This window comes from Macellibacteroides fermentans, assembly GCF_013409575.1.
In the GTDB taxonomy this organism is placed as follows: Bacteria; Bacteroidota; Bacteroidia; order Bacteroidales; family Tannerellaceae; genus Macellibacteroides; species Macellibacteroides fermentans.
On record NZ_JACCCY010000001.1, the window covers coordinates 1,094,888 to 1,108,491 of the forward strand.

The 13,604-nt window shown below is 43.1% G+C and carries 11 protein-coding genes, 2 tRNA genes and 1 pseudogene; 11 read left to right on the forward strand and 3 right to left on the reverse strand.

Going from position 1 to position 13,604, the window contains the following annotated elements; translation table 11 throughout:
• The first annotated feature begins 63 nt into the window (after positions 1 to 63).
• The 4 genes from F5613_RS04635 (at position 64) to F5613_RS04645 (ending at position 6,435) form a co-directional block, all read left to right on the forward strand.
• Complete coding sequence (locus tag F5613_RS04635) at positions 64 to 3,861, forward strand: TIM-barrel domain-containing protein (protein WP_246303354.1); 3,798 nt, start codon at positions 64 to 66, stop codon at positions 3,859 to 3,861.
• Between the two features lie 563 nt (positions 3,862 to 4,424).
• Positions 4,425 to 5,747, forward strand: a complete 1,323-nt coding sequence (locus F5613_RS04640; protein ID WP_179398848.1) for an ATP-binding protein — start codon at positions 4,425 to 4,427, stop codon at positions 5,745 to 5,747.
• 218 nt (positions 5,748 to 5,965) lie between these two features.
• Positions 5,966 to 6,160 carry a hypothetical protein gene (locus tag F5613_RS16670; protein ID WP_394353439.1) on the forward strand — a complete coding sequence of 65 codons (195 nt, stop codon included), beginning with the start codon at positions 5,966 to 5,968 and terminating at the stop codon, positions 6,158 to 6,160.
• Positions 6,076 to 6,435, forward strand: coding sequence for a hypothetical protein (locus tag F5613_RS04645; RefSeq protein ID WP_179398849.1), 360 nt, complete (start codon positions 6,076 to 6,078; stop codon positions 6,433 to 6,435). Before F5613_RS16670 ends, F5613_RS04645 begins: the two co-directional genes overlap by 85 nt.
• Here F5613_RS04645 and F5613_RS04650 read toward each other — a convergent pair.
• From F5613_RS04650 to F5613_RS04660, 3 genes and pseudogenes are all read right to left on the reverse strand, one after another.
• The gene (locus F5613_RS04650) at positions 6,432 to 6,800 is read right to left on the reverse strand and encodes a very short patch repair endonuclease (protein ID WP_179398962.1); all 369 of its coding nucleotides are present in this window, start codon (positions 6,798 to 6,800) and stop codon (positions 6,432 to 6,434) included. The two genes, F5613_RS04645 and F5613_RS04650, sit on opposite strands and share 4 nt — an antisense overlap.
• Positions 6,800 to 6,940 (reverse strand): annotated as a pseudogene (locus F5613_RS16635) (site-specific integrase); the annotation flags it as partial. The gene F5613_RS04650 and the pseudogene F5613_RS16635, both read right to left, overlap by 1 nt.
• 237 nt (positions 6,941 to 7,177) lie before the next feature.
• Positions 7,178 to 7,250: transfer RNA gene (locus F5613_RS04660), tRNA-Phe, on the reverse strand.
• Between the two features lie 185 nt (positions 7,251 to 7,435).
• Between F5613_RS04660 and F5613_RS04665 the strand changes: the two genes are divergently transcribed.
• From F5613_RS04665 to F5613_RS04695, 7 genes are all read left to right on the forward strand, one after another.
• Positions 7,436 to 7,508: transfer RNA gene (locus F5613_RS04665), tRNA-Pro, on the forward strand.
• A 125-nt stretch (positions 7,509 to 7,633) separates the two neighbouring features.
• A complete protein-coding gene (locus F5613_RS04670; protein WP_179398850.1) occupies positions 7,634 to 8,830 on the forward strand; it encodes a C40 family peptidase in 1,197 nt (398 codons plus the stop codon).
• A 7-nt stretch (positions 8,831 to 8,837) separates the two neighbouring features.
• Positions 8,838 to 9,986 (forward strand): dipeptide epimerase, encoded by a 1,149-nt coding sequence (locus F5613_RS04675; RefSeq protein ID WP_179398851.1) that lies wholly within the window; start codon positions 8,838 to 8,840, stop codon positions 9,984 to 9,986.
• An 11-nt stretch (positions 9,987 to 9,997) separates the two neighbouring features.
• Entirely contained in the window at positions 9,998 to 11,353 is a 1,356-nt protein-coding gene (locus F5613_RS04680; RefSeq protein WP_179398852.1) for a transglutaminase-like domain-containing protein, read from the forward strand.
• Positions 11,354 to 11,509: 156 nt separating this feature from the next.
• Positions 11,510 to 12,280 (forward strand): threonine/serine exporter family protein, encoded by a 771-nt coding sequence (locus F5613_RS04685; protein WP_179398853.1) that lies wholly within the window; start codon positions 11,510 to 11,512, stop codon positions 12,278 to 12,280.
• Complete coding sequence (locus F5613_RS04690) at positions 12,277 to 12,774, forward strand: threonine/serine exporter family protein (protein WP_068185991.1); 498 nt, start codon at positions 12,277 to 12,279, stop codon at positions 12,772 to 12,774. Before F5613_RS04685 ends, F5613_RS04690 begins: the two co-directional genes overlap by 4 nt.
• Positions 12,771 to 13,499, forward strand: coding sequence for a DUF6064 family protein (locus tag F5613_RS04695; protein ID WP_179398854.1), 729 nt, complete (start codon positions 12,771 to 12,773; stop codon positions 13,497 to 13,499). The genes F5613_RS04690 and F5613_RS04695 overlap by 4 nt, the downstream gene beginning before the upstream one ends.
• Positions 13,500 to 13,604 lie beyond the last annotated feature (105 nt).

The window sequence follows — 13,604 nt, forward strand, 5'->3', positions numbered from 1 at the left end:
TATTGGTCTATATTTGTCGCACAAAACAAATCTTTTATGCAAAAAACGATCAAATTATTAATTATGCTGACTGCAGTGGCGTGCGTATCACTGACAGTCAGGGCTCAGAGTGTAGAGGTAACAGGTATTAAAAAGCTTAATTCCACAACGGTTGAAGTTATTTGTAAGGATGGAAACAGGATAAGTTTCGATTTTTACGGAGATAATATCTTCCGCCTGTTCCGTGATATTCGCGGCGGATTGATTCGTAATCCGGAATCTAATCCCAAAGCTGATATTCTTGTAAATAATCCGCGTAAACCTGTGTCAAAACTTGAAACAGGTGTTGACGGCGATTTCTTTTTTATGCGTACACCGGGAGTGGAGGTCAGACTGGATAAAAAGTCATCCTGCATGACGGTTATCAGAATCTCCGATAACCAACCTGTGGTTAAAGAACTGAATCCCACAATGTTTGACGAAGACAATGTTTCTCTTACATTGTCGGCCGATAGTAATAATGAGTATTTCTATGGTGGTGGCGTCCAGAATGGACGGTTCTCGCACAAGGGTAAAATTATTGCCATTGAGAACCAGAACAGCTGGACGGACGGAGGAGTGGCTTCGCCCGTACCATTTTACTGGTCTACTGCGGGTTATGGTGTTATGTTCCATACTTTCCGTAAAGGTAAATATGACTTTGACTCGAAGCGTAATGGTGAAGTGATACTTTCCCATAATACTAATTACCTGGACGTATTCTTTACGGTGAATAATGGTGCTGTTGCTTTACTGAATGACTACTACCAGCTGACAGGAAATCCGGTTCTGCTTCCAAAATTCGGATTTTACGAGGGGCATCTCAATGCCTATAACCGTGATTATTGGAAAGAAAATGAAAAGGGTATTCTTTTTGAGGATGGCAAACGTTATTCTGAAAGTCAGAAGGATAACGGCGGTGTGAAAGAATCGCTGAACGGAGAGTTGAATAATTATCAATTTTCGGCACGAGCTGTGATTGATCGTTATAATACACATGACATGCCTTTGGGTTGGATTCTTCCCAATGACGGATATGGTGCCGGATATGGGCAAACAGAGACATTAGACGGTAATATTGCCAATCTCAAGTCTTTAAGCGATTATGCGCATGGAAAAGGGGTTGAAATAGGATTGTGGACGCAGTCCGATTTGCATCCTAAGGCTGGAGTAAGTGCCTTGCTTCAAAGAGATATTGTTAAAGAGGTGCGTGATGCCGGTGTAAGAGTTTTAAAAACCGATGTTGCATGGGTTGGCTCTGGTTATTCTTTTGGTCTGAACGGTATTGCCGATGTGTCAGGGATTATGACTTATTACGGGAATGAAGCGCGTCCGTTTATTATATCTCTCGACGGATGGGCGGGAACACAGCGTTATGCCGGAGTATGGTCCGGCGACCAAACCGGTGGTGTGTGGGAATATATACGTTTCCACATTCCTACATATATAGGATCAGGATTGTCCGGAATGCCAAACATATCCAGTGATATGGATGGTATTTTTGGCGGCCGCAATGCTGTGGTTAATATGCGTGACTTCCAGTGGAAGGCGTTTACTCCTATGCAGTTGAATATGGACGGATGGGGTTCTAATGAAAAATATCCCCATGCTCTGGGAGAACCGGCTACATCGGTCAACCGTTGGTATCTAAAGCTTAAATCGGAGATTATGCCGTACACTTATAGCATAGCTCGTATAAGTGTTGACGGTATGCCTATGATTAGAGCGATGTTTCTGGAGTATCCAAACAAATATACACATGGATCTGCCACTCAGTACCAATTTATGTATGGACCGGATTTTCTGGTTGCTCCAATATTTGAAGAAACCGAAGCAGACGAAGCTGGAAATGATATTCGCAATGGTATTTACCTGCCCGACGGAGAATGGGTTGACTACTTTACCGGTGAGCGTTATACAGGTGGACGTATCATTAATAATTTCAAATCCCCGTTTTGGAAACTTCCGGTATTTGTAAGAAGTGGTGCTATTATCCCTGTGACCGAACCAAATAACAATGTTTCGGAAATCAAAAAAGATTTGAGAATGTACGATGTTTATCCTCATGGTAACTCCTCGTTCTCCGAGTATGATGACGATGGCCGCACTGTGGCTTATACTCGTGGATATTCTGTTACTACCGATCTGAAATCTACGCTGAACGAAAAGGGTGAAATGGTCTTTTATATTGCTGCCTCGAAGGGTAGTTTTGACGGATTTGAAAGGAATAAGTATACGGTGATTAATTTACATCCGTCTGAGAAACCCAAAAAGATATCGCTGAAGATCGGTAATTCAAAGGTAAAACTTACCGAGGTTAATTCGCTTGATGCATTTGAAAAGGGTAAAAATGTTTATTTCTACGACGCTGCTCCGGAACTGAACAAGTTTGCTACCAAAGGCAGTGATTTTGCTTCTCTGTCCATTAAAGGAGGTTCAAAGTTAATGGTTAAGACGGATGTTTTTGATATTGTTAATAATGATCTGAAGCTGACTATCGCAGATTATAAGGTTAACAAAAAAGATCATCTGCTGTCGCATACCGGAACGGTATCTGCTCCTGCAAATGTGAAGACTACCGACGAAAACATAACGGCCTATACGCTTAAACCTACCTGGGATAAGCAACCGAATGCCGATTATTACGAAATAGAATTTGACGGTATGATCTATTCTACCATTCAGAATAATCACCTTACTTTTACCGGCCTTGTTCCCGAAACAACCTATTCTTACAAGATTCGCAGCGTGAACATGGATGGTGTTTCTCAATGGGATTCGTACACCGCAACGACTAAGTCTAATCCGCTGGAATTTACTATTCAGAATATAACGGCAGAAACTTCGGTGAAAAATCAGGGTGGCCAAGGTATAAACAAGCTGTTTAACTTTGATGAGGGTGATGCATGGCATACATCCTGGAGTGAAAAGGCTGTTCCTTTTAATATTATTATTAATCTAAACAGTGTAAATCACTTTGATAAAATGGAATATCTGCCCCGTACCGATGGTGGGAACGGAATATTGCTTACCGGAAGCATTTATACAAGTGTAGATCGTGAGAATTGGGTGAAGGCCGGTGATTTTAAATGGGACAGATCGTCGACCGTCAAGACATATACATTCGACAATCAGCCAGTTGCACAGTATGTAAAAATCGATGTTACAAGCGCTGTAGGTAATTATGGTTCAGGACGCGAATTGTATATCTTTAAAGTACCCGGATCAGAAAGCTACCGTCCCGGTGATATAAATGCCGACCGTCTTATTGATATGAACGATTTTACTTCATACCTCAATTACACAGGTCTCCGAATGGGTGATTCTGATTTTGAAGGCTATATAAGTAATGGAGATATTAACAAGAACGGACTTATTGATGCCTATGACATTTCAGTTCTTACAACCCAGCTGGGTGGTGGTGCCAAAGGTGCAGGCATGGATAAAATTGAAGGCAGCCTTAAGCTTACACCGTCCAGAAACATCTGCAAGGCCGGCGATAGGTTGGAAATACGGGTAAAGGGACGCGGACTTAAGAGTGTAAATGCTCTTAGCTTTGCCATACCTTACAAATCGGATGATTTAGAATTTATCGGAGTTGAGCCTCTGGCAATGAAGGAAATGGAAAACATGAGTAATGATCGTCTGCATACAAATGGACAAAAGGCTCTATATCCCACCTTTGCAAACATTGGAGATAAACCTGTAATTACCAGCGATGCGGAACTCGACCTGTTTGTAATAAAATTCAAGGTCAAACGAGCATTCAACGCTGGCAGCCTGATTCCATCTGACGGAATGCTGATTGACAAAAACCTGAATGTGAAGCATGTATCCTTTTAATCTGTAATATATATCAGATTATTATAATAGCCCGGGTGTGGTAATTGCAATAAAAATCGCAATAATCGCATCCGGGCAATTATTTTATATCTTTCAATATTTCTTCCTCGTCCTTGCCTTCTTAATAATTGGCAATATGTTCTAATATAAAACGCTGAAACAGTAAACGTGATGAAATGAATACTCTCCAGAGTATGTAAATTATATGCATAAAGTAAATCCCTCAACTTTTTAAGTTGATCCGTGATATTGAAGGGCCTACACGGAAGGGGGCCTTACAACCGGGCATAAAAAAAGAAGCAGCTATCTGTTTGATAACTACTTCTTTTTTGAGTGGTGCCACCAGGAAGAGAGCTATTTCGACATCTCTATTGATAGTCAATCTTTTATCTTATTTCAAATTGGAAAATCAACACGATTTAGCACACGATTATTTTTCATCGTTCTGCTCGCTATTAGCAGGGTTGCTTTTGCAAAGTTATTAAAAAGGTATGGTATATCCAAACTTTCTCTTAACTTTGTAACCGTCGTAACTGTTGCGGAAATAACAAAAACAATAGAGCATGAAATTTTACAATAGGACAAGTGAATTAGCTGAGCTTCAACGGATACAGAATTTATCGTTCAGTGACCATTCCCGACTGACAGTAGTAACTGGAAGAAGAAGAATAGGTAAAACAAGCCTTATCATGAAGTCGGTTGAAAATTTACCAACTGTCTATTTGTTTGTTGGTCGTAAAAGCGAAGCAACGCTCTGTTCAGAGTTTATTCCGATTATCAGTCAATCGCTCGACACATTTGTTCCTGCGGAAATACGCACTTTCCGGTCATTGTTCCAATATTTAATGGAACTGGCTTCGCTAAGATCGTTCAATTTGGTTATTGACGAATTTCAGGAGTTTTATAATATCAATGAATCTGTATATAGTGATATGCAGAACATATGGGATACCTATCGGAAAAAATCCAAAATGAATCTGATTGTTTCCGGCTCCATTTATTCGCTGATGCAGAAAATATTCCAGAACAAGAAAGAGCCTCTATTTGGAAGAGCGGATAACATTATAAAATTATCAGCCTTTGATTTGACCACGCTAAAAGAAATTATACGTGACTATAACCCCGATTACACAAATGATGATTTGCTAGCCCTTTACTCTTTTACAGGTGGGGTTCCTAAGTATGTTGAATTGTTCTGTGACAACATCACATTGAGCATAGATGAAATGATTTCATTTATGGTTCGGGAAAACTCTCCATTTACCGATGAAGGGAAAAACCTGTTAATAGAAGAGTTCGGAAAAAATTACGCAACCTACTTCTCTATCTTAAGTGCCATTTCGGGAGGTACCAATACACAACCTGAAATAGAATCAGCATTGGGAGATAAAAGCATTGGCGGTCAAATCAAACGATTGATTGAGGATTATAACATCATTGTTCGCCAACGCCCAATTTTAGCAAAAGAAGGAAGTCAAGCTGTCCGATATGAAATACAGGATAACTTTATCCGATTTTGGTTCAATTATTTTGACCGTCATCGCTCGTTGATAGAGATAAAGAACTTTGTTGGTTTGCAGGCTATCATCAAATCCGATTATCCTACCTATTCAGGTATTATGTTGGAAAGGTATTTCAAACAACAGTTTGCTGAAAGCTTTCAATATCGTGCTATTGGTTCGTGGTGGGAGCCTAAAGGTAATCAGAATGAGGTTGATATTGTTGCCTTAAAATTGGAGAAAAATCAAGCGGTAGTAGCGGAAGTAAAACGACAGAAGAAAAATTTCAAACCAGAACTGCTGGCTACAAAAGTAGAACATCTTAAGAAAAAGTTGTTGCCTAAGTTTCAGATTGAGATGATTTGTTTGTCGTTAGAGGATATGTAGAATTATATCTGTATCCATTTTTTATAAAGAACAATATGTAAACAGCTGTTTATATCAATGATATATTTTGGGAACATGTTACAATAGGAACAGATAATTCAATTTACTAGAGATATAATTTTAGGTCGGTCAATAGTATAAAAGGTGACCCAACACTCAGTTTTTATTTAAATAAAATTCTTCCTACGCCTGTTGAAGATGTCTCCTATGAAAAGATTATTGAGTTTAAACGAAAACGAAATGATAATCTGATTGAATTCAGAAAAATGATATCCGGTTTCGAATCCAAGTTATCAGGTGCTAGCTCGACTTCTGAGTTAAAAGCATTGTGGTCGGTTTTGAAGAAGAGCTTACAAAAGAAACAAATGATTTGGCTGCAATCCTTAACGATTCAAAGATTAAGTATGCATTAAAAGGTTTGAATTTATTGATTAATATAAAGTCGCCTACAGCATTGGCAGCAGTAAGTAGTATGATTAATCAGGGAATGAACCTTATTAATATCTCTCTTCCGTTGAATATTCTCGGAGTGGCAGCCATAGCGGGTATTCAATTATCAGTTAATTACGTTGAAAAACGGAATGAAAACAGGGAAAGATTGAGAAAGGGTTCTTTTTCTTATATTTATGACGCACAGAGATGCGGCATTTTAAGAAACTTCGCGACTATTTCACCGAATAGACCTTAATAGCATTGATGTGACGGACTTGGTTCGGTTATTTCTTTAAATAACCGTTCCAAACGTATTTCCCGGTTTTTAATACTCCTGATTTCGCATTGCCACACAATGATAACATTCCAGCCTTTTTTCCGCAATTGACAGATATTGTTATTATCCCGTTTGGTGTTTCTGACAATCTTTTCGACCCAAAATTCTTGGTTGGTTTTGGGCAATGTTCCACGTTTACAGGTATGTCCGTGCCAGAAGCATCCGTGAACAAATATAATGGTTTTGTATTTGTGTAGTACAATGTCTGGCTTGCCCGGCAAATCTTTGACGTTCTTTCTGAATCGGAACCCTTGCCTGTACAGCGTTCTTTGTGCTGATTCCAAAAGTTGAGCTTTACATCACGTTTCAGTTGCATTTCTACCAACTGCCCTTCAATTGTGATTCGCAACATGATTGGCGTATCATCCGATTTTTTCAACTTTGTTTTTCTAATAAAGAAAAGTACATTAAAAGTCTGTTTCATACTCTATAAATTAATGGTTTAAAGATACTTGAACCATACATAATAGACGACATCAAACAACAAGACAATCAGAGACTTACAATACCATTCGTGGTCAATTTTTAAGTGGCAAAAAATGACCACGATTTAGCCCGAGGGAATTGCCTAATTTTGCTAAAAATGGAGGATTTCTTGGAAAAAAAAATCCCTGAAACCAAAGCGTTTCAGGGATTTTCCAAATTTGAAGTCTTTTTTGAGTGGTGCCACCAGGAATCGAACCGGGGACACAAGGATTTTCAGTCCTTTGCTCTACCAACTGAGCTATGGCACCATCGTTTTCATTACGGGTGCAAAGGTAAGCGTTTTTTTTATATCTCCAAACTTTCTGTTAAAATAAATATATCTTTTTTTACATTGGCTTCGGGCGAAGGGAATTTAACTGCATAAGTAAAAATTTTAGTGCTAAATATTTGAAGTTTTGAAAATGTTTGTACCTTTGCAGCCGTATTGAATTAGCGGGATGTAGCACAGTTGGTAGCGCGCCACGTTCGGGACGTGGAGGTCGGAAGTTCGAGTCTTCTTATCCCGACTAATCTGAGGGTAATAAATTTGAAAGAGTTTATTACCCTTTTTTTATGCTCAAAAAGAGGTAAATTAATCTATTTTAATAACTTTGTTGAAATTTAAATTGATTTACTTCTAACTTTAGATCGTATGAATTATGCAAAATGTATATGCTTAGGGTTGGCGTCCTGCATATTTTATGCTTGCAGCATCTCTCCGGAACAGAAAAAGGAGATGGCTGAAGCAATGATTACTCTGATGTCTGATTCCATTATCCCCGACAAGCGAACGGCTGTTTTTGATGTGGAGCCTGTGGTAACGGACAGTCAGCTTATCCTAAAAGGGGTTACCACCAGTAAGGAGGCAAAAGAAGCAACTCTCAATTTGTTTGCGCAATTTAAGTGGCAGGTGGCCGACAGTATCAGGCTTCTGCCCGACTCTGCTTCGGTGGGTTCCATTTACGGTATTGTAAATCATTCGGTGGTTCCCATGAATTCGAAACCACGTTTCAGTTCGGAGATGTCTACCCAGGCATTGCTCGGTATGCCGGTGCGTATCCTCCAAAAGGATTCGTGGCTGCGGGTGCAGATGGCCGACAATTATATTGCGTGGACCGTGGCGGGTTACATCAAACAGGTTAGCAGGGAGGTGTACAATGCCTGGATGACTGCCCCCAAGGTGATTTTTCTTTCGCACTATGGTACCGCTTACAGCAAACCGGATCTTAGGTCTACACCCGTATCCGACCTGGTAAGCGGATGTATGCTGAAGCTGGAGGGTGTTGAAGGTAGCTTTTATAAGGTGAGCTACCCCGACGGACGGACGGGCTATGTGCGCACCACCGAGGCAAAGCCCGTGGATGAATGGCTGAAAGGGATTAATCTGTCGGCCGAAAGTCTGATCAATGCGGCCTACTCCCTGAACGGGACGCCTTACCTGTGGGGTGGCACCTCTTCCAAAGGGGTGGATTGCAGCGGGTTTATAAAGACAATTACATTTTTACACGGACTGATCTTGCAGAGGGATGCCTCGCAACAGGTTCACACGGGTATTCCCGTGGATATATCTGCCGGTTATGATAATCTGCAGCCGGGGGATCTGTTGTTCTTTGGCGAAAAGGCAACCGCCGATAAGAATGAGCGTATCATCCATGTGGGGTTATATGTGGGCGACAAGACCTTTATTCATTCTATCAACAACGTACATACCGGCAGTTTCGATCCCGAAAGTGACCTGTACGACGATTATAACACGAAGCGTTTCCTCCGTGCCTCCCGCATTTTGGGTGCGGTAGGAACGCAGGGGATCTCTACGATCCAGTCCAATCCTTTTTACCAACCTCAATAAGTTTGTTATGGAAAAAGGAAGAAGAGATTTTATTAAGACCAGCGCACTTGCCCTTGCCGGCAGTGCCGCTGCGGTTCAATTTATACAAGCCGGCAACGGGATACAGTGTGTTCCGGCGCTCATTCAGAACAAAAAGAATATGAAACTATCATTTCGTCCGTACAACCTTCAGCTTAAGCATGTGTTTACGGTAGCCAGTTATTCGAGAACTACCACTCCGGGGGTTCAGGTGGAAGTAACCTACGAAGGTGTAGCCGGATACGGAGAGGCTTCCATGCCGCCCTATCTGGGGGAATCTGTGGAGTCGGTCGTGGCCTTTCTGAGCAAGGTAAATCTGTCGCAATTTGCAGATCCGTTCCAGTTGGAAGATATCCTGCTGTATGTAGACGGACTTGCTCCGGGCAATACGGCGGCCAAAGCTTCGGTAGATATCGCCCTGCATGATCTGGTGGGGAAGCTGTTGGGGGCGCCCTGGTATAAGATATGGGGACTGAACCGGGATAAGACTCCCTCCACTACGTTTACCATCGGGATTGATACGGAAGAGGTGGTGAAGGAAAAAACACGCGAAGTGGCAGGGCAGTTCAATATCCTGAAGGTAAAACTGGGCAAGGATAACGACAAGGAGATGATTCGTGCCATCCGTTCTGTATCCAACCTGCCCATTGCCATTGATGCCAATCAGGGATGGAAGGACCGGGCGCATGCCCTTGATATGATTCACTGGCTGCGTGAGCAGGGTTGTGTTATGGTTGAGCAGCCCATGCCCAAAGAGCAGTTGGACGATATTGCGTGGGTGACGGCTCAGAGTCCCCTGCCCGTCTTTGCCGACGAGTCGCTGCAGCGTCTGGCCGATGTGGAGAGGTTGAAAGGTGCCTTCTCGGGAATTAACATCAAGCTGATGAAGTGTACCGGCATGCGCGAAGCGTGGAAGATGTTAACCTTGGGAAGGTCGCTGGGGATGAAGGTTATGATCGGGTGTATGACGGAGACTTCGTGTGCGGTTTCTGCCGCGGCCCAACTTTCGCCTGCGGTGGATTTTGCCGACCTGGATGGAAATCTTCTTATCTCCAACGATCTGTTCAGAGGTATGCAGGTGGTTAAGGGCAAAATCACGCTTACGGATTTACCGGGAATCGGTATCGAGAAAATTTAATACAGTCCGCCATGAAACAGTGTATTGTAGGGATAGTTGCCTTGTTGGGTATAACGGCCTGCCAACAGCAGAAGGTGGTTACGGAGATTGTTCCGGATGCCATACGCATTTCGGAAACGGAACGGCACAGACGCATCGCGCTGGATTTCCGAAAAGACAAGGAGAGTGTAGTGGCGTATATACAAAATTACTATCCGCTGGTGACCGACAGCATGCTGGATGCCTGGGAAGAGTCCAAGGCACTTGAGGTGATGTATGTGCACGGGAAGAAGTGTTACTTTAATCAGGCTGCCCCCAATCTGTTCCGCATTGATCCGGAAGCGAAAAAGGTGAAAGAGGCCAAAGAGGGCCGTTCTTTGTCGGCTTCCGAACTGGTAAACCAAAAGCATCTGCCGGAGGTGATTAATACATTACATTCGTCGAATACAACCCAGGGGGTGCCTGTACGCTTTGAGGTTACTTATAAGCTGACTGTTAAGGCGGATGCTGTTCCCGATGGAGAGGTGATCCGCTGCTGGCTTCCCTACCCCCGCGAAGATAACCGGCGACAGAGTGAGGTGGAACTGCTTTCCGCCAGTAATGCCGACTATCAGATTGCTCCTAAGGAGGCCTTGCATCGTACGTTGTATATGGAGAAAAGAGCCGAAAAGAATACGCCTACCCAGTTTTCGGTTGCGTACCGTTTTACATCTTCGGCCGAGTGGTTCGACCTGAAGGAGGAACAGCTGCGTCCTTACCATACGGAATCCGACTTATACAAGAAATATACGGCAGAGTGTGCTGCCCATGTTCTGTTTACGCCGGCGATACGGCACCTCTCCGGACATATTGCAGGCAACGGGGATAGTCCGCTTCAAAAAGTTCGTAAGATATTTACCTACATAAACGATGCCTACCCCTGGGCGAGTGCACGCGAATATTCCACTGTTCCCAATATTCCGGAGTATGTAATTGACAACAGGCACGGCGATTGCGGCATGGTGTCGTTGTTGTTTATCACCTTATGCCGGTTAAACGGTATACCTGCCAAGTGGCAAAGCGGGTTTATGTTACATCCCGGCGGAGTGAATCTGCACGATTGGTCGGAAGTCTATTTCGAGGGTGTGGGATGGGTTCCTGTGGATCAGTCGTTCGGCATCCCTCCTTTTGCTGAGGATAACGATACCCGCTATTTCTTCTCCAACGGAATTGATGCCTACCGGTTGATTGTGAACGACGACTTTTCGGCTCCGCTTGTTCCCGAAAAGCATTTTACCCGCAGTGAGACGGTGGACTTCCAGCGGGGTGAAGTGGAATGGAAAGGGGGCAATCTGTACTTCGACAAGTGGACATGGGACATCGATGTGCAGATTATCTCTCAAAAATAGGCCGGCATCGCCTCCTCTCTGAAATCTTTTTTTTACTTTTGCAGCCGATTCAGTTTTTTTCATTGTTCACCCTCTATTTAATTTCGTGAAGACACTCTATTAGTCCTCCCGGGACATTCGTTATTGTTTAGATTATTTAAGGTATAGTCTTCTTTTATGAAACAGGAAAAAGAACCTCTGCTGCAGGTAGGGGTATTTGTAGCCGAATATGCTGCACACATGATGGGGTGTGGGGTACATACTTCCCGTGTGATACGTAGTACGAAACGAATCGGCGAGTCTTTTGGATATACTGTTAAGATCAGTGTACTCCAGAGAAGTATTATTCTTACACTGCTTGATCTGGAAACGAGGGAAAATTACAATGAAGTAATAGACATCCCGTCGCTTCCCATCAGTTTTGAACGGAATTCAGAATTAAGTGCGTTGAGTTGGGAGACCTTCGACGAACATTTGTCTCTCGACACATTGAAAGAAAAGTACCGGAAGATTGTCTCCTCTCCCCGTATCAATCCGTTGTTTGTATTGATTCTGGTGGGTTTTGCCAATGCCTCTTTCTGCAAGTTATTCGGCGGCGACTGGTGTTCTGTTGGAATCGTGTTTTCGTCTACAATTGCAGGGTTGTTTTTAAGACAGCAGATGGCCGGCAAAGGGATCAATCACTTTGTAATTTTTATTGCATCGGCTTTTGTTGCCTCCATGTGTGCCTCAACGTCCGTTATCTTTGATACCACTTCCGAAATAGCCTTGGCTACCAGCGTTCTGTATCTGGTTCCCGGCGTTCCGCTTATCAATGGTGTGATCGATATTGTAGAAGGGCATGTGCTTACCGGGTTTGCCCGACTTACCCAGGCGGCTCTGCTTATCGTATGCATTGCAATCGGACTTTCCTTTACATTATTACTGGTAAAAAACAGCTTGTTATGATACTTACGGATATTCTTATAGACGGATTCTTTGCTGCTGTGGCAGGAATCGGATTCGGAGCAATCTCCGATCCTTCGTTACGCTCGTTCCCTTACATCGCTTTACTGGCTGCCGCCGGCCACGCTTGTCGTTATTGTTTGATGACTTTGGTGGGTATTAACATTGCATCGGCTTCCTTTGTGGGGGCTCTTGTAATCGGTCTGGGCAGTATCTGGCTGGGGAAAAGGATTCATTCGCCTATGACGGTGCTTTCCATTCCGGCTCTGCTGCCGATGGTACCCGGTAAATTTGCCTACAACATGGTATTTGCCCAACTGATGTTTTTGCAGAATATGGATAATCCCCTGGACAGGGCCAAATATATGGAGATGTTTTTTTCAAACACCATGGTTACCTGTACGGTGATCTTTCTGCTTGCCGTAGGTACCACCCTGCCTATGTTTTTGTTTCCAAACCGCGCTTATTCTCTTACCAGACATAAAAAACAACTATGAATACTTTCTGGAAAACAATTGCCGAGTACAACTCCGCCACCTGGATGTATCAGATCTTTATCGTACTGATCGGTGTATTTCTTACCCTGATGCTTCTGCGTAACCCGCAACGTTGGGTAAAGATAGGGATGAAGATTTACTTTATCGCCACCTATACCTGGATATCGGTGGTTTACTATCATATCTACTGTTCGGAGAGAAGCTACAATAATGTATTGTCTATCTTCTGGGCTATCCTGGCCATTGCCTGGCTGTGGGATCTATTGGCCGGCTACACCCAGCTGGAGCGTAACCCCAAATACAACGTGCTGGGATATCTTTTGGTGCTGATGCCTTTTATCTATCCTGTTTTCTCCATGGTAAGGGGACTTAGTTTTCCGGGTATCACATCGCCGGTAATGCCTTGCTCGGTCGTTACCTTTACAATCGGGTTGTTGTTGCTGTTCTCCCGCAAGAGCAATCTTTTCATTATACTGTTGCTGTGCCACTGGTCGCTTATCGGTTTATCGAAGACCTACTTCTTTAAAATTCCGGAAGATTTTCTATTGGCCAGTGCTTCGGTTCCGGCATTGTACCTCTTCTTTAAAGAGTATTACCTTACCGATCTGCATAAAGACACCAAACCCAAAGCAAAATTCATCAACTGGTTGCTGATAGCTGTTTGTGTAGGCATTGGGATTGTGCTTACCACTACGCTGGTGATCGAGCTGTACAAGGATGCCTGAAGTGCTCTCTTTGACTGCTAAAAGGGCGTAGTTGGACAATCGGTTGTCTTAAATCGGACAATTTGGGCAGTTGCTCCACCTCATCCGGCGCTATTTTTGCATAAA

What these genes read in the sequence shown, in the direction of transcription:
- F5613_RS04690 (WP_068185991.1), top strand. Translation starts at nt 12,277, where the DNA reads ATGATACTTACGGATATTCTTATAGACGGATTCTTTGCTGCTGTGGCA.
- F5613_RS04670 (WP_179398850.1), top strand. Translation starts at nt 7,634, where the DNA reads ATGAATTATGCAAAATGTATATGCTTAGGGTTGGCGTCCTGCATATTT.
- F5613_RS04675 (WP_179398851.1), top strand. Translation starts at nt 8,838, where the DNA reads ATGGAAAAAGGAAGAAGAGATTTTATTAAGACCAGCGCACTTGCCCTT.
- F5613_RS04685 (WP_179398853.1), top strand. Translation starts at nt 11,510, where the DNA reads ATGAAACAGGAAAAAGAACCTCTGCTGCAGGTAGGGGTATTTGTAGCC.
- F5613_RS04695 (WP_179398854.1), top strand. Translation starts at nt 12,771, where the DNA reads ATGAATACTTTCTGGAAAACAATTGCCGAGTACAACTCCGCCACCTGG.
- F5613_RS04680 (WP_179398852.1), top strand. Translation starts at nt 9,998, where the DNA reads ATGAAACAGTGTATTGTAGGGATAGTTGCCTTGTTGGGTATAACGGCC.
- F5613_RS04635 (WP_246303354.1), top strand. Translation starts at nt 64, where the DNA reads ATGCTGACTGCAGTGGCGTGCGTATCACTGACAGTCAGGGCTCAGAGT.
- F5613_RS04640 (WP_179398848.1), top strand. Translation starts at nt 4,425, where the DNA reads ATGAAATTTTACAATAGGACAAGTGAATTAGCTGAGCTTCAACGGATA.